This window comes from Aminobacter sp. J44 (assembly GCF_007829415.1).
In the GTDB taxonomy this organism is placed as follows: domain Bacteria; phylum Pseudomonadota; class Alphaproteobacteria; order Rhizobiales; family Rhizobiaceae; genus Aerobium.
On record NZ_VLJG01000010.1, the window covers coordinates 26,013 to 45,623 of the forward strand.

17 protein-coding genes are annotated in these 19,611 nt (G+C 63.5%); 2 read left to right on the forward strand and 15 right to left on the reverse strand.

The annotated features are described in order from the left end of the window. Positions 1 to 32 precede the first annotated feature (32 nt). The 6 genes from L610_RS05350 to L610_RS05370 form a co-directional block, all read right to left on the reverse strand. Positions 33 to 1,538 (reverse strand): tripartite tricarboxylate transporter permease, encoded by a 1,506-nt coding sequence (locus L610_RS05350; RefSeq protein WP_144703142.1) that lies wholly within the window; start codon positions 1,536 to 1,538, stop codon positions 33 to 35. Positions 1,539 to 1,547: 9 nt separating this feature from the next. After that, positions 1,548 to 2,018: a tripartite tricarboxylate transporter TctB family protein gene (locus tag L610_RS05355; RefSeq protein WP_144703145.1), complete on the reverse strand. Its 471-nt coding sequence runs from the start codon at positions 2,016 to 2,018 to the stop codon at positions 1,548 to 1,550. Positions 2,019 to 2,095: 77 nt separating this feature from the next. Then, positions 2,096 to 3,061 carry a tripartite tricarboxylate transporter substrate binding protein gene (locus L610_RS05360; RefSeq protein WP_144703148.1) on the reverse strand — a complete coding sequence of 322 codons (966 nt, stop codon included), beginning with the start codon at positions 3,059 to 3,061 and terminating at the stop codon, positions 2,096 to 2,098. A gap of 86 nt (positions 3,062 to 3,147) precedes the next feature. After that, positions 3,148 to 3,741, reverse strand: coding sequence for an SDR family oxidoreductase (locus L610_RS05365; protein WP_256366538.1), 594 nt, complete (start codon positions 3,739 to 3,741; stop codon positions 3,148 to 3,150). Beyond that, positions 3,738 to 3,890: an SDR family NAD(P)-dependent oxidoreductase gene (locus tag L610_RS20715; protein WP_256366539.1), complete on the reverse strand. Its 153-nt coding sequence runs from the start codon at positions 3,888 to 3,890 to the stop codon at positions 3,738 to 3,740. The genes L610_RS05365 and L610_RS20715 overlap by 4 nt, the downstream gene beginning before the upstream one ends. A gap of 37 nt (positions 3,891 to 3,927) precedes the next feature. Next, positions 3,928 to 5,055 (reverse strand): iron-containing alcohol dehydrogenase, encoded by a 1,128-nt coding sequence (locus L610_RS05370; RefSeq protein ID WP_144703151.1) that lies wholly within the window; start codon positions 5,053 to 5,055, stop codon positions 3,928 to 3,930. A 392-nt stretch (positions 5,056 to 5,447) separates the two neighbouring features. Here L610_RS05370 and L610_RS05375 point away from each other — a divergent pair, with 392 nt between their 5' ends. Continuing rightward, complete coding sequence (locus L610_RS05375; RefSeq protein ID WP_144703154.1) at positions 5,448 to 6,968, forward strand: aldehyde dehydrogenase (NADP(+)); 1,521 nt, start codon at positions 5,448 to 5,450, stop codon at positions 6,966 to 6,968. Positions 6,969 to 7,004: 36 nt separating this feature from the next. Beyond that, positions 7,005 to 7,814: an IclR family transcriptional regulator gene (locus tag L610_RS05380; protein WP_144703157.1), complete on the forward strand. Its 810-nt coding sequence runs from the start codon at positions 7,005 to 7,007 to the stop codon at positions 7,812 to 7,814. Between the two features lie 120 nt (positions 7,815 to 7,934). Here L610_RS05380 and L610_RS05385 read toward each other — a convergent pair whose 3' ends face one another. From L610_RS05385 to L610_RS05425, 9 genes are all read right to left on the reverse strand, one after another. Beyond that, positions 7,935 to 8,360, reverse strand: a complete 426-nt coding sequence (locus L610_RS05385) for a universal stress protein (protein ID WP_144703160.1) — start codon at positions 8,358 to 8,360, stop codon at positions 7,935 to 7,937. An 11-nt stretch (positions 8,361 to 8,371) separates the two neighbouring features. After that, a complete protein-coding gene (locus tag L610_RS05390; RefSeq protein ID WP_371712960.1) occupies positions 8,372 to 11,029 on the reverse strand; it encodes a TRAP transporter permease in 2,658 nt (885 codons plus the stop codon). Between the two features lie 155 nt (positions 11,030 to 11,184). Beyond that, positions 11,185 to 12,165: a TAXI family TRAP transporter solute-binding subunit gene (locus tag L610_RS05395; RefSeq protein ID WP_024846721.1), complete on the reverse strand. Its 981-nt coding sequence runs from the start codon at positions 12,163 to 12,165 to the stop codon at positions 11,185 to 11,187. 124 nt (positions 12,166 to 12,289) lie between these two features. Then, positions 12,290 to 13,615 (reverse strand): aspartate aminotransferase family protein, encoded by a 1,326-nt coding sequence (locus L610_RS05400; protein ID WP_144703166.1) that lies wholly within the window; start codon positions 13,613 to 13,615, stop codon positions 12,290 to 12,292. Continuing rightward, a complete protein-coding gene (locus tag L610_RS05405; RefSeq protein ID WP_144703169.1) occupies positions 13,612 to 14,511 on the reverse strand; it encodes a MurR/RpiR family transcriptional regulator in 900 nt (299 codons plus the stop codon). Before L610_RS05405 ends, L610_RS05400 begins: the two co-directional genes overlap by 4 nt. Before the next feature lie 122 nt (positions 14,512 to 14,633). Then, positions 14,634 to 15,833: a Na+/H+ antiporter NhaA gene (nhaA, locus tag L610_RS05410; protein ID WP_144703172.1), complete on the reverse strand. Its 1,200-nt coding sequence runs from the start codon at positions 15,831 to 15,833 to the stop codon at positions 14,634 to 14,636. A 294-nt stretch (positions 15,834 to 16,127) separates the two neighbouring features. Beyond that, complete coding sequence (locus tag L610_RS05415; protein WP_144703175.1) at positions 16,128 to 17,498, reverse strand: aspartate aminotransferase family protein; 1,371 nt, start codon at positions 17,496 to 17,498, stop codon at positions 16,128 to 16,130. A gap of 23 nt (positions 17,499 to 17,521) precedes the next feature. Next, the gene (locus L610_RS05420) at positions 17,522 to 19,006 is read right to left on the reverse strand and encodes an NAD-dependent succinate-semialdehyde dehydrogenase (protein WP_144703178.1); all 1,485 of its coding nucleotides are present in this window, start codon (positions 19,004 to 19,006) and stop codon (positions 17,522 to 17,524) included. A gap of 113 nt (positions 19,007 to 19,119) precedes the next feature. Further along, positions 19,120 to 19,608: an Lrp/AsnC family transcriptional regulator gene (locus tag L610_RS05425; RefSeq protein WP_144703181.1), complete on the reverse strand. Its 489-nt coding sequence runs from the start codon at positions 19,606 to 19,608 to the stop codon at positions 19,120 to 19,122. Between the last annotated feature and the right edge of the window lie 3 nt (positions 19,609 to 19,611).

The window sequence follows — 19,611 nt, forward strand, 5'->3', positions numbered from 1 at the left end:
GCCGCTAGTCTGTCCATCGTCTCGGCTTGGGTTCATTCCGGAACCCGAGCCGCCTCTTCCCTCTCCCTTGGCCTGATCCAGGACCAGATTATCGCGACCCAGATCAGGCAGAACAGCACGAAGATCCCAAACGCCACCGGGCGATTGACGAAGTCCAGCAGGTTGCCCTGCGACTTGATCAGGGTCGAGATGAGGTTCTTTTCCAGGATTGGTCCAATCACGATGCCGAGCACGCATGGGGCGATCGGAATTCCGTTCTCCTCCATCAGGTATCCGACGATGCCGAAGACCAGCATGATCGTCACGCCATAAACCGCGTTGTTCGAGGCGAATGCGCCGACGATGCAGAAGATCAGGATCAGCGGCATCAGCACCTGCTTGGGCACCCGCAGGATGTTTTTCGACAGCTTGATGAGCCCCCAGCCGAGCGGAACCATGATCAGGTTCGCCAGGATGAAGATCAGGAAGACCGCGTATATGGTCTGCGGGTTGAACATGAACAGGGTCGGGCCCGGATTCATGCCCTTCACATAAAGCACACCGATCACGATCGCCGTTATCGTGTCGCCGGGGATACCAAAGACCAGTGCGGGTACCCACGCACTGGAAAGCGACGCATTGTTTGCCGCCGCAGCTTCAATTACGCCTTCGACGTGCCCTTCTCCGTACTTTTCCGGCGATTTCGAGAAGCGCCTGCTGACTGCGTAGCTGACATAGGCAGCAACGTCAGCGCCAGCTCCCGGCAGGATGCCAATCGCCGTGCCGGTGACATTCCCGCGCAGCGACTGCGCCCAGTAGTTCTTCAGCATCCATCCCCAATCGCGGAAGATGTTGCCGACGGCCCTCGGGGCGCCTTCTGTTGCCCCCGTACCGGCCATGACTGTGCGCAGCACTTCCGAGATCGCGAAGATGCCGATCATCACCGGAATGAAGTCGATGCCGGCCAGCATCTCGGTGGAGCCAAACGTCAGTCGCGGAATCCCGGCCGGATTGTTGAGGCCTACTGAAGCTACAGTTAGGCCAATGAAGAGGCTGAGCAGCCCCCGCGCTGGGTTCGATGCGCCCATAAACACCGCACAAGTGAGGCCGAGCAGCGCGATCCAGAAATATTCTGGCGACGAGAACTTGATCGCGAACTCGGCAAGGCTCGGCGCGGCAAAAATGAGCACGAGGGTACCGAATAGCCCCCCAAGCGCGGAAAAAAGCACGCAAGCCCCGAGCCCAAGCTCCGCCTTCCCCTTTTGGGTCAGACGGTATGTGTCTTCCACGTAAGCGGCCGATGCGGGCGTTCCCGGAATTCGCAGCAGCGCACCGGGGATGTCGCCGGCAAAGATTGCCATGGCAGAGCACGCCACCATTGCGCCGACCGCTGCCACCGGTTCCATAAAGAAAGTGAGCGGCACAAGCATCGCAGTAGCCATCGTGGCGGTCAGGCCGGGAATGGCACCAACGAAGAGTCCGAAGATGGAGGCGAGCAAAATGGAAAAAATCACATCCCAGGTCGTCACGAGTCCGAAAGCTTGAGCGATTGCATCCATTTCCGCCTCCTACCAGGGCAACCGGGGCATGATGCCCGATGGCAGAGGGACCAGAAGCAGGGTCCGGAAAATGAAGTCGCAGGCAAGGCTGGCGAATATCGCGAGCACGACCGCCTTCAGGAGCGAGACTCTGAGGATCAGGAACATGCACAACGTGATCAGGAACGCTGTTGGAATGAAGCCGAGACGCTTCGAAAACAGAATGTAGAAGACAATCAAGAGGATCGTCGCGAGAGCTGCAGCAAGCGCGCGCGGGTTTCGCAAGTTCTCGGAAAGAAAGACAGGCGGCTCCTTGCCGCTTCGCCATCCCACGTAGATGAGCCGTGCGGAGCACCCGATCATCCCAAGGGCGATCATGAAAGGAAAGGTCGAGGCTCCATAGTTCTGCCCCGGGATCGACGGGAGCTCGTACGAATACCAGCCTAGCGCAATGCCAGCCACGAGGAAGATGGCTCCCAGCATGCTGTCGCTAAAACGCATCCGCAGCACCTCGGTAAGAGTTCATGCAAGGTGAGCGCAGGCCCGCTGCAGCAGCGGGCCTGCATTGAGGCGGCAAATCACTTCGCGAGGCCAATGGCCTTCATCGTCTCGCCGAAATTGACGTCGTTGGTCGCCATGAATTTCCCGAACTCTTCGCCGGGAAGGAAGCGAGCTCCGAAGCCCTGCTTGCTCATGAAGCCCTGGAAGTCTTCGCTGTTGTAGACGGCCTCCAAAGCACTGACGAGGCGATCGCGCACATCATCCGGCAGCCCCTTCGGAGCCACTATCCCGCGCCACGCGCCGAACTCCCAGTCAGAACCGGTCTCTTCTTTCAGTGTCGGAACGTCAGGAAACAGCTTGGAGCGCTCACTGCTCATGTACGCCAGCGACTTGACGCGCCCCGCCTCGATCAGCGCGCGCGCCTCGACGAGCGATGACGGCACGATGTCGACGCCGCCGGCCAGCAACTCCTGCAGACCGCTCGCGGCACCGTCGCTGGGGACCCAGGTGACCTTGGAGGCATCCGTTCCCGCAGCGTTCAGCATGCCGGCGATGGCGACATGCCAGCTCGATCCCTGCCCGCTGCCGGTCGCCTTGAACGTCCCGGCCGGGGAATCATTGATCGCATTGAGCAGGTCGCCCACCGTCTTGTATTCGGAATCCGCCGACACCTGGACGCCCGCCGGATCCGTGTTCATCAGGGCAAGCGGCGTGTAGACATTGTAGTCGAGCTCGGTGAGCCCCAGCCAGTGCATCAGGTTGACCTCGGTGGTCGCAAGGCCAAGTGTGTAGCCGTCGGGATCTGCCTCGGCCATGGCGGCGTGACCGACCACGCCCGAACCACCCGTGCGGTTGACTACATTGACCGGCTGACCTAGTTCCTTCTCGAGGCCCACCGCAATGAGGCGCGCAACCGCGTCCGTGCCGCCGCCTGCACCCCATGCCACATAGAGAGTGATCGGCCGTTCCGGATAATCGGCTAGCGCCGGCACAGCCGTCCCCGCCAGGGCAACCGAAACAAGAATGCTCTTTATCAGCTTCATATGCTCTCCTCCCAATTGACTGTGTTCAACAGCTCCCGCGTTCCCCCCGGCGCCCTCCCAGTCCGGAGCCGCGCGCTTCCTCTTCCTCAGAAGCCTCCAGAAACCGTGATCGTCGTGCCCGTGATGAAGGCGGCTCCCGGGGAAGCCAGCCAGACCACGGCGCGCGCAATATCCTCGGGCTCGGCAATGCGGCCCATCGGCGTCAGAGCTGCGATCTTGCCAGGCCGCTCCGGGTTTCCTTCGGTCCGGTGAATCCTCGTGTTCGTCGTGCCCACACGTATAGCGTTGACCCTGATGCCTTCGGGGGCAAGTTCCTTGCCGCTTCCGGCGGTCAGCGTCTCGAGCGCCCCCTTCGAGGCGGCGTAGTGGATGTACTCGTTCGGGCTGCCGAGCGCCGCCGCGATGGACGAGATGTTGATGATCGCTCCACCGCTGCCGCCCTTCCTGGTCGACATCCGCGCCGCCGCCTGCTGCGTGCAGTAGAATGCTCCGAAGGTGTTGACAGCGAAGGTCGCCATCAGCCGCTCCGGCGTCAGCTCCTCAAGGCGCGAAGCTTGGCCGATGATGCCGGCGTTGTTAACGAGGCACGTGACAGGCCCCAGCGCAGCGTCGCAATACTCGAACAGTCTCGACACCTCGCCATGGTCGCCGACATCCGCGGCAACAGCGACGGCCCTCACACCTGCCGCCTCGCAGTCAGCGACGCCGCCGCATCATGATCTGCCCGGTAGTTGACGCAGATGTCGTAGCCCTCGGCAGCGAGCATTCTTGCGGTCGCAGCGCCAATCCCATGACCGGCTCCGGTTACGAGTGCCACGCCCCGCTTCATCGACGTCGCTCCAAGGTCAACACCTTTTGCCACCTCCTCACATCACGCTTTCCAGGATCGATGCGTAGTCGCCGTGAGTCAGCTGCTTCGGATTGGTCTGATGGCTGTGATCCGCCAGCGCCCGCTCGCAGGTCCAGTCGAACACCTCACGCGTCACCCCGAGCGTGGACAGCTTCGCCGGTATCCCGAGGTTCACGTTGAGGGCATCGAGCGCGTCAGCAAGACCGCCAGCTTCCAGCCCCACCTCTCGTTCGAGCCGCGCGATCTTGTCCGCGGCAACCGGATCGTCCCGGTTTACCCGCACGACCGGCGGCATCAGGATCGCGTTGAGGGTCCCGTGGTGGAGCTTCAGTTCCTTGAGGCCCCCGAGCGCATGGCTGAGCGCATGGACCGCGCCGAGGCCCTTCTGGAAGGTAAGGCCGCCCTGTAGCGCGCCCATCATCATTTCCGTGCGTGCGTCAATGTCGGACCCGTCGGCGAACGCCTTCGGCAAGGCTTGCCAGATGCGCCTGAATCCATCGACCGCGATTGCATCGGCTGGAGGATTGAAGCGGGGCGAAAGATAAGTCTCAATGCAATGCGACAGCGCGTCGAGGCCCGTCGCGGCCGTCAAGAACGGCGGAAGCCCGAGAGTTAGTTCCGGGTCGCAAATGGCGCGGCGGGGAATGAGATACCCGCTGATGAAACCGAGCTTGCGTCCATCGTCGAGCGTGATCAGCGCCGCGCGTCCGACTTCCGAGCCGGTTCCTGCCGTCGTCGGCACGGCGATGACCGGCGCAACGGCGCTGGTAATCTTCGGAATGCCGCCGAGGATGGCAGCATATTGCTCCAGGTCACCCTCATGGGTGGCGAGCAGAGCAACGCCCTTGGCAAGATCAATCGGCGATCCGCCGCCGATCGCGACGATCCCGTCGCACCCGTTGTCGCGGTAGACGGACAAGGCCGCTTTGACTGCGGACTCTGTTGGATTGGTAGGAACGTCCAGAAAGCGCGGCGCCGTAGCAACGGGACCGAGGGACGGATGGTCAAGGATGCCGGTCGCCTTGATGCCGTTGTCGCTGACCACCAGCGGACGGGTGATCCCGAGTTCCTGCATGGAGGCCGCAAGAGACGCGAGCGCGCCGGGGCCGAAGTTGATGCTGGTCAGGTAGTTGATGAGGTGCATTTGCTCTCCGTCACGCCGAATTCCCGGGCTACAGAATGCAGAAATCGTGGTCTCCGCGGCGCTTGTCGCGGGGTCGAGGTTCTTTGACAGTCACGATGAGGAAGCCGGCGCTTAAGCCCAAGACTCCCGTAGCTCCACCCCCGTCACGAACTCCTCCCTCGAGTCACTCAACTTCTGCTGTCACGAACGTCCATAATATGGACGAATTGCCCAAGGATCGTTGCCGAGGTTGGATGTCTTGTCAACCTCAGATGCGTGCCAGCCAGAAGTTACTTCAGGTTGACTCATCCGGCGGCGAAATGCCAATCAGTATGTGGAATAGTTGACCATATGATGGACGTGGCGCTCCCCGTGCTTCGGGTCACACCGGCGCCAGCTTACGGAGGTTTCGAATGTCCTACACGCCGCACGGAAAGCACCTCATTGCGGGCTCCTGGCGACAGGGAACGCGCACCTTCCAGTCATCGCCGGCAACCGGCAGCCCGCATCCGTTCAGCGTGGGCACCGTGGCCGATGTCGATGACGCCTGCCGCGCGGCCGAAGAGGCGTTTGCGAGCTACGGCTATCTTCCGGCCAGCGCTCGCGCAGAGTTCCTCAACGCGATCGCAGACGAGATCGAGGCACGCGCAGACGCCATCACCGAGATCGGCACGCAGGAAACCGGGCTTCCCGAAGGCCGCCTCGTCGGCGAACGCGGTCGCACAGTCGGTCAGCTCCGGCTGTTCGCTCAGCATATCCTCGCGGGACAGTACCTCGACCGCCGCGTTGACCCCGCCCTTCCCGACCGCCGTCCCGCACCGCGGCCAGAACTGCGCATGATGCAGCGCCCGATCGGCCCGGTGGCCGTTTTCGGCGCGTCCAACTTTCCGCTCGCATTCTCGACCGCTGGCGGCGATACGGCGGCCGCGCTGGCTGCCGGCTGCCCGGTCGTCGTCAAGGGTCACTCCGCGCATCCGGGAACCGGCGAAATCGTTGCCGAAGCGATCGATGCCGCTAGGCAGCGGCTGGGCCTTCATCCCGGTGTATTCTCCCTGGTTCAGGGCGGCAATCGCGAGGTGGGTAGCGCGCTGGTGCAGCACCCGTTGATCAAGGCTGTCGGCTTTACAGGCTCGCTTCGCGGCGGCCGCGCCCTGTTCGATCTCTGCGCCGCCCGGCCCGAACCAATCCCCTTCTTCGGAGAGCTCGGCTCGATCAATCCGATGTTCATGCTCCCGACGGCGGTCGCTGCGCGTGGCGCGGAAATCGGCACCGGCTGGGCGGAGTCGCTCGTCCTCGGCGCCGGCCAGTTCTGTACCAATCCGGGCGTCGCATTCGCCATTGACGGCGATGGGCTGGATGCGCTTCTCCAGGCCGCCGTCGCCAAGCTGCAGGCGACCCAGTCGCAGACGATGCTGACCGACGACATCGCGTCAGCATTTGCCAAGGGTGCCGCGGCAGCGACCGAGACTCCCGGAGCGGAAATTCTTGTCCGCGCAGAGTGCAGCGGCCGTTCCGCTGCCCCCGTGCTGCTGAAGGTTTCGGCCGAGACGTGGCGGGCAAATCCGGACCTCGCCCACGAGGTTTTTGGGCCGTTTGGCATCATCGTGACCGTACGTGACGCCGACGAGATGCTGGAACTCGCCAGCGCATTCGAAGGCCAGCTTACCGCGACGCTCCACATGGACGCGGGTGACGTCGCCCTTGCGGGACGCCTCCTTCCCGTTCTCGAGCGGAAGGCGGGACGCGTGATCGCCAATGGGTTCCCCACCGGCGTGGAAGTCTGCGATGCCATGGTCCACGGCGGTCCCTACCCCGCTTCGACGAATTTCGGCGCGACCTCGGTGGGCACGCTGTCGATCAGGCGCTTCCTGCGCCCGGTCTGCTACCAGAACCTTCCGGCGGAGCTCGTTGACCTCATCGTGTCCCGAGCCTAAGGGGGAGACTTCTGCTCTCGTAAAAGGTTCGCCGCAATGACGAAGCGCTTGGCTGCGCAAGGGGAAAAGTCTGCCGCCGCCCAGGTTCAGGGGACGGCGGCATTCACGAAGTTCATGACGGTGCTGCAGGCGATTGCCGACAACCCCGGCGAACTCGACATCGGCAAGCTGACAAGGCTCGTGCAGTTTCCCCGGGCAACCACCTATCGCATCGTCGCAGGGCTGATCGCCGAAGGGCTTGTCACGCAAGATGAAGAGACTGGCTCCTTCGCCCTCGGTATGCGGCTGATCCGCCTTGCCTCGAAGTCCTGGGAAAAGTCGGATCTTCGCACAATCGCGCGGCCGTTCATCGAAGCCCTGCGCAACGCGACGAACGAGACCGTGCACCTTGCGGTCCCGAGCGGCGACGGCATGGCTTATATTGACAAGCTGGAGAGCCCGAACGCCGTGCGCATGATGACCCGCATCGGCGCGCGGGTCGAATTCCACTCAACCTCGGTCGGCAAGGCATATCTCGCCGCCCTGCCGGACGAGCAGGCGAGACGGATCATCTCCGCCTTGGAGATGCCGCGTTTTACCCAGCATACGTTTACAGATCCGGAGGCGTTCTACCGGGAGATCTGCAAGACCCGCCAGCGCGGCTATTCCTATGACCACGAGGAGAACGAACCCGACATTCGCTGTTTCGGCAGCATGATCCGCGACCGATCAGGTCAGCCGGTCGCGTGCGTGAGCATCAGCATTCCCCTCTACCGCTACTCGGAGGATCGCCACGACGACTTCGCGCGCCTGATCCGCGACACCGCCGCCTCGATCTCCGAGGCACTGGCGAATGTCGTTTCCTAAGTCGGGCGCCTGAGCTTGTGATCGCATGGCTGAACGGGTTAGAGGCCCATCGACCAGCGCGCCGCTGAAACCCGCCCGCCACCCGCCCGATGACCAGACCGCGACGATGCCGCATCCGAGCTACCGCACCACGTGTACGGACACGCTCGCATGGCGGGCGACGCGTGCCGCGTTGGGGCCGAGAAGGTAGTTTTCGGGCCCCGGCTTCGACGCCAGCATGACGATCAGGTCGGCCTTGCAGACTCCCGCATAGTGCAGGATCTCCCGGTAGATCGAGCCGTGGCCGACGATGTGGCGGTGCTTGACCTCCTTGGGCACATGCACCTTGGTGAACTCGTGCAGCGCCGCGTTGGCCTGCTCGATCGCTTGCTTTTCATGCCCCTTCGGGAAGAAGCCGCCGACGATCGACATGCCATAGTCCGGCACCACGGTCAGGATATGCAGGTTGGCGCCCGTGAATCTTGCGAGCTCGACAGCCGTCCGGATTGCCTTCTGCTCCGCCTCGGCCTCTCCAAGATCGATCGAAACCAGAATGTTCTTGTACATCGCATCGCTCCTCAGGCAGCCTTCGGATTGCCGGCAAGCGTTCCGCCGCGCCGGCGCTGCGACCACACCACCAGCAGGAACAGCAGCAGGGTCGGGATGTAGAACACCTCGCGCGGCATGCGTTCTGCCGGAACTTCAACGACCGGAACGGTGACAGGCACGTCCCCATAGAAGTCGAGGTCCGACAGCGTACGTCCGGCGAGACTGTTGAGGTCTAGCGGCTCGTCAAGCACCGCCTGATCGCCCTCGAGCCGCATCGGCAGACCCGTCGCGGCCTCAAAGCGTTCCTGGCCGGGTGCCCCAGCCGGCCCGAGGTCGAACGACATGACGCGCTCGCGCATCTGGTCAGGATTGTCGAAGGACGGGCCGACGATATGGACACGTACCGCCGTTCCATCCGGCTGCGCCTCGACCACCTCCACGATGCGCTGGGGCTCGACCTGGTCATAGGGCGGCTGGACGAGATCGAGGAAGAAGCCCGGCCGCAGGAGCAGGAAGGTGACGAGCAGCAGCGCGACCGTCTCCCATAGCCGGTTGCGGGCCATGAAGAACCCTTGCGTCGCGGCCGCGAAGATGAGCATCGCCAGCGTAGCCAGCATGAATACCCAGATGCCCTGTACCCAGCCCACGTCGATCAGCAGCAGGTCGGTGTTGAAGACGAAGATGAAGGGCAGCAGCACCGTGCGCAGCGAGTAGAAGAAGGCGACGACGCCTGTTCTGATCGGGTCGCCACCCGAAACCGCCGCCGCCGCGAAGGATGCAAGTCCCACCGGCGGCGTCACGTCCGCCATGATGCCGAAGTAGAAGACGAACATATGCGCCGCGATCAGCGGTATCAGCACGCCATTGGCGGCACCGACTTCGACAATCACCGGCGCCATCAGCGACGAGACGACGATGTAGTTGGCCGTGGTCGGCAGGCCCATGCCGAGGATCAGGCTGATTAGCGCCGTAAAGACCAGGATCAGGAAGATATTTCCACCCGAGAGGAACTCGACGAACTCCGCCATCACCTGGCCGATGCCGGTCAGCGTCACGGTGCCGACGATAATGCCGGCGGCGGCCGTGGCGCAGGCGATGCCGATCATGTTGCGCGCGCCCGTGATCAGGCCGACGATGAGATCGTCGAAACCTTCGCGGAAGGCTTCCATCTGCCCGGAGGTCTGGACGCCCCTGAACAGCGCCTTCAGCGGCTTTTGCGTCACCACCACCACCACCAGCAGGAGCACTGCGTAGAACGCCGACAGGCCCGGCGAGCGCCGCTCGATCATCAGGAACCAGACGAGCACGAACAGCGGCAGCAGGTAGTGCAGGCCCGTCTTGATGACGTCCTTAACCAGCGGCAGCTCCACGACCGGGGCGGTCGGATCGTCCAGTTCAAGGTCCTGCGTCTTCGCGGCGTACCAGATGAGCGCGACATAGGCGGCCAGCAGAAGCAGGATCAGCACCGGACCGGAGATGCCGGGCAGCAGCATCCGGATGAAGGAGATGAGGTAGTAGACGGCTCCGGCGAGAATGACGATCGAGGCAATGACAATGCCGGCGCGCAGCAGTGCCTGGACGCCCGTCGAATGAACCCGCTTCGGCAGGACCGGCATGTCGCCACGCACGGCTTCCAGGTGTACCAGGTAGAGCAGTGCGATGTAGGAGACGACTGCCGGCAGGAAGGCGTGCTTGATCACCTCGATGTATGGGATGCCAATATACTCGACCATCAGGAACGCGGCAGCGCCCATCACCGGCGGCATGATCTGCCCATTGACCGAACTCGCCACCTCGACCGAACCCGCCTTCTCCGGCGTGAAGCCGACGCGCTTCATCAGCGGAATGGTGAAGGTGCCGGTGGTGACGACGTTCGCGATCGACGAGCCCGAAATCAGGCCTGTCATCATCGAGGACAGCACAGCCGCTTTGGCGGGCCCGCCGCGCATGTGGCCAAGCAGCGCAAAGGCGAGCTTGATAAAGAAGTTGCCGGCCCCTGCCCTGTCGAGCATCGAGCCGAACAGCACGAACAGGAAGACGAATGCGCTCGAGACACCGAGCGGCACGCCGAAGACGCCGCCGGTCGATAGCCACATCTGGTCCATCGCGCGCCCGAACGAGGCGCCGCCCCAGCGGATGATGTCTGGCAGCAGTGTCGAGGAGCCGAAGAAGACGTAACCGAGGAAGACGAGCGCGACCACCGCAAGTGGCGGCCCGAGCGCGCGGCGCGTCGCTTCAAGCAGAAGGACGATCCCGATACCGGCAACGATCAGGTCCTGTGTGATCGGCAGGCCGGGCCGGCGCGCCAGTTCCCGGTAAAAAATGAAGATGTAGAGCGCGGCAAGTGCCGCCGCGATTGCCAGGATCCAGTCGATGACGGGAACACGGTCGCGCGGACTGCGGGCGAATGCAGGATAGGCCATGAAGGCGAGGAAGACGCCGAACGCCAGGTGCGCCGAGCGCGTCTGCGTGTCGTTCAGCACCAGTGGCAGGCCAGTCAGGCTGCTCAGCGTGAACGGCAGCGGAGACGCGATATAGAGCTGGAACAGCGACCAAAGCAGCGCGATGCCGGAGATGACCCAGGCCGCAGAGCCTGCGGGCTTTCTTGCGCCCGTATCGGTCGCAGCAACGAGATCCTGTAGCTCGGCTTCGCTCAGCGGAGCATTGGCGCCCGATTTATCGTCCATCGCCATGGCGGTTCCCCTCCCGGTTGACGATCCTGGCCATGAGAAGGAGGCGCCCCCGGACGGAGGCACCTCATCTTGTCAGCCGCGCAAGCTACAGCGTACGCGGCATAGCGGTGACGGAAAAGTCCTATACCGCCCTGACGCGGGTGGGGCTGCTACTTAAGCCAGCCCTTCTCCTTGAAGTAGGCTTCCGCCGCCGGATGCATCGGGGCGGAGTTACCCTGGTTCGCCATGTCCTCAGGGTTGAGGTTCGCCAGTGCCGGATGCAGGCTCTTGAAGGCGTCGAAGTCCTTGAACACGGCGTCGACGAAGGCACGAACGACCTCATCCGGCACGTCCGCCGAGGTAACAACCGTCGCGCCCACGCCGAACGTGTTCACGTCGTCCGGATTGCCGTTGTACATCCCGCCGGGGATCACCGCCTTGAAGTAGTACGGACGCTCAGCGACGAGCTTGTCGACCACCTCACCTTCGACGGGGATGATGCGCGAGTCGCAGGTCGTGGTGGCTTCTTGGATCGCACCCGCCGGGTGACCGACGGTGTAGGCGAAGGCGTCGATGTTGTTGTCGCAGAGCTGCGAGCTCTGCTCGGCAGGCGCGAGCTCGGCCGCGAGGGCGAAGTCGGCATTCGTCCAGCCCTTTTCGGCGATCAGCAGGTCCATCAGCGCGCGCTGGCCAGAGCCCGGATTGCCGATGTTGACGCGCTTGCCCTTCAGGCTGTCAAAGTCGGTGATGCCCGCATCAGCACGCGCGACGACGGTGAGCGGTTCCGCATGAAGCGAGAACACCGAGCGCAGCTTGTCGTGCGGTCCGGAGTCCGCGAATGCTCCCTCGCCCTTCGACGCATTGTACTGCACGTCCGACTGGACGATGCCGAACTCGAGGTCGCCGCCCTTGATGGCGTTGGCGTTGAACACCGAGCCACCGGTCGACTCGACCGAGCAGCGAATGCCGTGTTCGCGGCGCGTCTGGTTCATCAGGCGGCAGATGGCACCGCCCACGGGATAGTAGACGCCGGTCACGCCACCGGTACCTACCGAGATGAACCGCTGCTCTTGGGCGGAAGCGGTCCCTGCAGCCAGTGACGCGAACATGGCCGAGACAAGACCGAAGCCGAGTAGTGTACGCCGTTTCATCTGTGCACCTCCCTATTGAGCACATTTCCCTCTGGCAGTTGACGAGGCGGCTCCTCGTCAACCGGTTCTGATTGACGCCGCAGGAGCATTCTGGTTCCCGCCCCTGCCACGCCAAGATCCTTCATCAGGCGCCGACCGCGGCATCGACCGCGTCGCCAAGACGCTCGACTATACGATCAATGTCCGCTTCCTTGACGATGAATGGCGGCGCCAGCAGCACGTGATCGCCATTGACGCCGTCGATCGTCCCGCCCATTGGATAGACCATAAGCCCGCGCGCCATCGCCTCCCGTTTGACGGCAGCATGCACCTTGCGCTGCGCGTCGAACGGCCGTCTGGTTGCGCGGTCCTCCACCAGTTCTATCGCATAGAATAGCCCGCGGCCGCGAATGTCGCCAACCCGGTGGTGGTTGCCGAAGCGGGCCTTGAGCCGCTGCTCGAGCACGTTGCCCATTGCCCGCACGTTTTCGAGAAGCCCCTCGCGCCGGATAGTCTCCTGCACGGCGAGGCCCGCTGCCGCCGCCATCGGATGGCCCATGTAAGTGTGTCCGTGCTGGAAGAAGCCGGACCCATCGCGCATGGCGTCGTGGATCTTGCCGGACACGAGGACCGCGCCAATCGGCTGGAACCCGCCTCCAAGGCCCTTTGCGATCGTCATCAGGTCAGGTGAAATCCCCTCCTGCTCGCACGCATGCATCGTACCGGTGCGCCCCATGCCGCACATCACCTCGTCGAGGATCAGCAGCACGCCGTAGCGGTCGCAGATCTCGCGAATGCGGCGGAAGTAGTCGGCCACCGGCGGCACGGCGCCGGCGGTTGCGCCCACAACGATTTCGGCGACGAACGCGATCACCGTATCCGGGCCGAGCTCAAGCAGCTTTTCCTCAAGCGCTGCGGCCGCACGCGCTGCGTACTCCTGATCGCTCTCGCCCTCGCGCTGGAAGCGGTAGGCAAAGCAGGGATCGATGTGGTGGGTTTCGATCAGCAGCGGACGAAACTGGCGGCGGCGCCATTCGTTGCCGCCGGTGGCCAGTGCGCCCAGCGTATTGCCGTGATAGCTCTGGCGGCGGGCGATGATGTGGCGGCGCTGCGGTTGGCCGGTTTCAACGAAATACTGGCGCGCCATCTTCAGCGCGGCCTCGACTGCCTCTGATCCGCCGGAGACGAGGTAGACGTGATCGATCCCTTCCGGGGCGTCCTCGATCAGCCGCTCGCCAAGGCGCTCGGCTGCCTCGGTCGTGAAGAAGCCGGTATGGGCGTAGGCGATCCGGTCGAGCTGTGCATGCAGCGCCTCCAGGACGGCAGGATGGCCATGTCCGAGGCACGAGACAGCGGCACCGCCAGACGCATCGATGTAAGCCTTGCCGTCGGCATCGAAAATCTCGATTCCGCGCGCGGCGACGGCCATTGGCGGCTTGGCGAGGAGGGAGCGATGCATAAGGCGGGTCATGACTTTGCTGGCTTTCGTTTGCGGGATGATTGAAGGTGGATGCCCAGCTCTTCGGCCTGGGCGTCGAAACGCCGGAGGGACGCAAGCGCGCCCTCTCCGAGATGGCCCGCGATGAGTGTTCCAAGGATCTCGGAGACGGCAAAAGCGGGCGCCATCGTGTGCATGAAGGATGCGGTATCGGTCGGCACCAGCACAACGTCGCAGGCGATGCGGGCAAGCGGCGACACTTCGCTGTCGGTGACCGCGACGATGACGGCTCCGCGAGCTGCCGCGAGACGGGCGAGCTCGACCGTCGCCTTGGTGTACGGTGCAACGCTCACCGCAAGCAGAACGTCGCCCGCCGCGATCCGCCCCATCGCGTCGGTTCCGGTTCCTCCGGGCCCATCCACCAGCACCGAGCGATCGCCCAGCATCGTGAGGATATAGTGAAACTGCCACGCAATCGCGTGGCTCGAGCGCATGCCGACGCAATAGATTCGCCGCGCGGAGCTCAGCGTAAGCGCCGCCCTCTCGAGACGCTCCAGCCCTTCCGGGCTGCTGAGTTCCGCCATTTGCAGGGACAGTCGCTGCAGCATGGCTTGCGCCAGCGCTCGATCGCCGTCCATCTTCTGGCGGCGCACCTGCGCGCCGGCCTTGTCCGTAAATGTCTGCGGTTCGGCTTCGCGCAGCGCGGTTGCATAGAGGTCGCGGATGGCGTCATAGCCTTCGAAGCCGATCCGCTTCGCCAGCCGGGTCATCGTAGCTGGCTGAACGCCTGCCTCGCGCGCCTGCTTGCGCATGGAGAGCAGGGCAACATCGCGTGGGTGATCGAGCACGTAACGGGCAGCCTGCCGCAGCTGCTTCGGCAGCGCTTCGAAATCGGCGACCAGTCTTTCTCTGAGGATGCCCTGCTCCATATGCCGAGGTTAGCGTTGCTCTGCAGTCACTGCAACAGATGAATCATTGGTACACAGGATGCACCAATTGGATCATCGCGAAGCCGGGCGACGCGTCCCGTGCGGAGGGAACAGCCCGCGACCTAGAAGGCGCGGGCTTCCTCGCCGCCCGGTCGAGGGCTGAGCACCAAGATGATGGAACCGAGGATCGCGGCGATGCCTGAACCCAGCAGGATGCCGATCTTGACGCCGTCCTGCAGCGACTGGTTCTCCGGAAACGCGAGGAGACCGATAAAGAGGCTCATGGTGAAGCCGATGCCGCAGAGCACCGCGACGCCCAGCACGTGCAGCGGCGCAGCGTTTCTCGGAGCATCCGCCCAACCGAGCTTGATCACCAGCAGAGCGGTGCCGTAGACGCCGATCACCTTGCCTGCGACCAGCCCCCCGGCAACGCCGAGCGTCAGCGGCTCGATGAGCGCGGATGCATCAAAGCCGGCAAGCGAGACACCGGCATTGGCAAAGCCGAACACCGGAATGATGACGAAGGGAACGACCTTCGACAGCGCATGCTCCAGACGATGCAGCGGAGATTCGACGGTGTGTTCGCTCTCGCCGCCCTTCGGCCGCACGATCGGTATGGTCATGGCAAGCGCGACGCCCGCAACAGTCGCGTGCACGCCGGAAAGCAGCACCAGCACCCACAGCCCCGCTCCCAGCGCGAGGTACGGCAGAAGCGTCCGCACACCCGCCCGGTTGAGGCCAAAGAGAACAGCGAGGATCGCCGCCGCCCCGCCGAGCGCCCAGACCTGCAGATCGCCGGTATAGAAGATCGCGATGATGAGGACGGCGCCGAGATCATCGATGATTGCGAGCGCCGTCAGGAACACCTTCATCGACGCAGGGACGCGGTTGCCGAACAGCGAAAGGACGCCGAGCGCAAATGCGATGTCTGTGGCGGTCGGGATCGCCCAGCCGCGGATGACGGCGCCATTGCTCCAGTTGATCGAGGCAAAGATCAGCGCGGGAACCGCCATCCCGCCGGCTGCGCACACACCCGGCAATATCCGGCGTGACCAGGTCGACAGCTGGCCGTCGACGAACTCGCGCTTGATCTCGAGCCCTACCAGCAGAAAGAACACCGCCATCAGCGCGTCGTTGATCCAGTGGCTGAGGCTGAGCGGACCGAGATAGCTGTGAAGTGCGGCGAAATAGGTCTCGGCCAGAGGCGAGTTTGCGACGATCAGCGCTAGTGCCGCGGCGGCCATCAGGACGATGCCACCGGAGGATTCGCTGTCGATGAAGCGGCGGAATGCGGAAGGACGTGCGTGCAGATTTCGGGCCATCGGGTGCCTTTACAGGTTCGCGCGCACTGGCGGCCCGACCAGCGCTACAACCTGCCCGTGCCTCTTCGCACGAACACCCGACATGCTGAATGCAAAATTAATCGCGAGATATCAACCCGCAACCGGGCCTAAACACCAATTCGAGACAATGGGTTCACTCCGGATTCGCCAACGCGTGACGAACACCACTGGTAGTGGGGGAGTATCGCGACCAAATTCTGCGCTTCCAACTTCCAAGTGAAAAGGCGCAGCCAATCAGCACGAGAAGAGCCAATTGGCCACGCCCATACTGCCCTACCCCAGCACCTCTCGTACCGCTTCTGCCGTCTTGCCCACGACCTCATCGACCTCGGCGCGGGTGAGGCAGAGTGGCGGGGCGAAGCCGAGGATGTCGCCCTGCGGCATCGCCCGGCCGATCACGCCACGCTTGAGAAGAGCGGCTACGATGGACGGTCCGACCTTGCGCGACGGGTCGAAGAAGCGGCGCTGGTCGCGATCCTCAACGAACTCGACGGCGCAGAGCATGCCTTCGCCGCGCACGTCGCCGACATGCGGGTGATCCGCCAGCGCCTTCTTTATTTCGGAATTGAAATAGGCGCCGGTCTCGGCTGCGTTTTTCACGAGGCCGAGTGAATCGACCAGCTTCAGATTGGCGATGCCGGCGGCGGCACCAATCGGGTGCGCCGAATAGGTCCAGCCGTGACCGATCGCGCCGTTCTCGTCGGTGCCGCGTTCGAGCACGCTCCACACGCGTTTCGAGATGATGGAGCCGGACAGCGGCGCATAGGCGGACGTAAGGCCCTTGGCGATGGTGATGATGTCCGGCTCGATACCGTAGTGGTCGGAGCCGAACATCGAACCCAGCCGGCCGAAGCCCGTCACAACCTCATCAGCGATCAGGAAGATGTCGTGCTTCTTCAGGACCTCCTGAATCGCCGCCCAGTAGCCGGCGGGCGGCGGGACGATGCCGCCGGTGCCGAGCACCGGTTCGCCGATGAAGGCGGCAATGGTGTCGGCGCCTTCGCGTGCGATCAGCTTCTCGAGTTCACTGACGCAATGGGCGACGAAATCCGCCTCGCTCATCGCCGGGTCGGGGCGGCGGAAGTAGTAAGGCGCTTCCGTGTGGAGGATCCGGTCGAGTGGCAAGTCGAACTTGTCGTGGAACAGCTTCAGACCCGTCAGCGAGCCGGTGACCAGGCCCGAGCCGTGATAGCCGCGCCAGCGGGAGATGATCTTTTTCTTCTGCGGCCGGCCCAGGATATTGTTGTAGTACCAGACCAGCTTGATGTTGGTCTCATTGGCGTCCGAGCCGCCGAGGCCGAAATAGACCTTCGACATGTTCTTCGGCGCTCGCTCGAGAACCATCTTCGCGAGCGTGATCGAGGCTTCCGTGCCGTGGCCGACATAGGCGTGATAGTAGGCAAGCTCCTTCGCCTGCGCGGCGATAGCCTCGGCGATCTCCTCGCGGCCATAGCCGACGTTGACGCAGTAGAGACCGGCAAAGGCATCAAGCAGCCGGTTGCCGTCGCGGTCCTCGATGTAGACGCCTTTGCCGCCGCTGACGATGCGCGAGGGACTTTCGCCCCGCGCATGCTGGGCAAGGTGGGTCGAAGGATGGAAGAAGTTTTCGCGATCCCACTGGTCGAGAACGTCGTTGGTCAGCATTGGCAGTCCTCCTGAATTTGGTCTCACGCGCTCTCGCGGCAGACATATTTGAGATCGGTATAGGCCTCGATGCCGTGGCGCGAACCCTCGCGGCCCAGCCCGGCCTGTTTGACGCCGCCGAATGGCACCGGAGCGCCGGTGATCTTCGTGCGATTGACCGCAACCATTCCAAATTCGAGGCGGCGTGTCATGCGGGCAATCCGCGCAGCATCAGCGGTGTGCAGATAGGCGACAAGGCCGGTTTCGGTGCGGTTGGCGCTGGCGAGCACTGCCTCTTCGTCATCGAAGGGTGCGAAAGCGGCAATCGGGCCAAAGGTTTCTTCCCGGAAGATGAGCGCATCCTCGGGCACGTCCGCCAATACGGTCGGCTCGAAGAAGAGCGGGCCGGCAGGATTAACGTTGCCCCCGCAGACGAGGTGCGCACCACGTCCAAGCGCGTCGTCCACGTGCTGCTTCTGCTTCTCGACCGCGCGGGCGTTGATCAGCGGGCCGATGTCCGGGTCGGTGAGGCCGGGACCGACGCGCAGTGCACGGACACGCTCGGCAAATGCTTCGACGAAGCGTTGGTAGATCGGTCGCTCGATGTAGATGCGGTTGGCGGCGAGGCAGTCCTGGCCAGAGGTCGCGAACTTCGCGGCAATGGCATGATCGACGGTGCGCTGGAAATCGCAGTCGGCGAACGCGATGAACGGCGCGTGTCCGCCCAGCTCCATGACGAGGTGCTTTATGGTCGGTGCCGACTGCCCATAGAGAAGGCGGCCAATTTCGGTCGAGCCGGTGAAGGAGAGGATCCGTATTTCGGGTGCCGCTGTCATTGCACCCACGATCTCGGCAGCGTTTCCCGTCACGACATTGAAGACGCCGGCCGGAAGGCCCGCCCGTTCGGCAAGTTCCGCGAGTGCCAGTGCCGACAACGGCGTCTCAGATGACGGGTGAGCAACGACCGTGCAGCCGGCGGCAAGCGCAGCCGCGGCCTTGCGGGTTAGCATAGCCGACGGGAAATTCCATGGCGTCACCAGCCCGGCAACGCCGACCGGCTCGCGGATCAGCTGCATCTCGGCGTCCGGAAGATGCGAGGTGATATTCTCGACGTTGAGGCGTTTGGCTTCCTCCGAGTAGAACTCGACAAAGGAGCCCGCGTAGTCGATCTCGCCGAGCGCTTCTGAAATCGGCTTTCCCTGTTCCTGCACCATGAGGCGGGCGAGATCGTCGCGCGCCGCAATGATGAGCTCGTACCAGCGCCGCAGCAGGCGTGCCCGCGTCACCGGACTTTCCTGCGACCAGCGAACAAAAGCACGATGGGCGATCTCGATGGCCTCGGTGGTGTCCGAGACGGTCATCGCCGGCACGCAGCCGACGCGGGAGCCGTCGGCCGGATCGGTGACATCGATGGACAGGTTGCCGCTTCCGCGCGTCCATGCACCGCCGACATAGGCAAACTCGCGGAACAGGCGCGGATCGCGCAGTGTCGTCAGATCAGCTTTCTGAAAAATGGCCAATGATGTCATGGCAGGTCCTCTCCGGAGTGCTCTGCCTGCATCCTCGCCTGCCCAGCGCCGAAGATGGCCCTGTTTGCTGCCTGTTGTGCCGAAGCTTCTTTCGAAATTCACGCCTGCAGCCACTATTTCTTCTCCGCGCCTGACAGGAGCTTGTCGAGCGGCAGCGGCGCCATCTTGACCGGCTTGGTCACCACATAGGTGAAGTAGCGCGCAAGGCCGACACGAGCTTCAAGGAGATGGTCGACAAGGCGCTGGTAGGAATTGATGTCGCGGGTGACGATCTGCAGGATGTAGTCAAACCCGCCGCCGACGGCCCAGCAGGCAACGACCTCATCCAGAGGTGCGATGGCGCGCTCGAACATCTGGAAGTCCTGAACGCGATGGCTCTCGAGTTCGGCAGCCATGAACACTGTCACATGCGCGGAAATTGTCCGCAGCTGGATTTCGGCGCGGTAGCCGGCGATGATACCGGCGTCTTCCAACCGCTTCAAACGCTCCCAGGCGGGCGCCGCGGAGAGATTCACTCGCTTGGCCAGTTCCGCCTTCGAAATCCGGCCCTCGCTGCTGAGGATGGACAGTATCTTGAGGTCTCGATCATCGAGCTTCAGCATTGC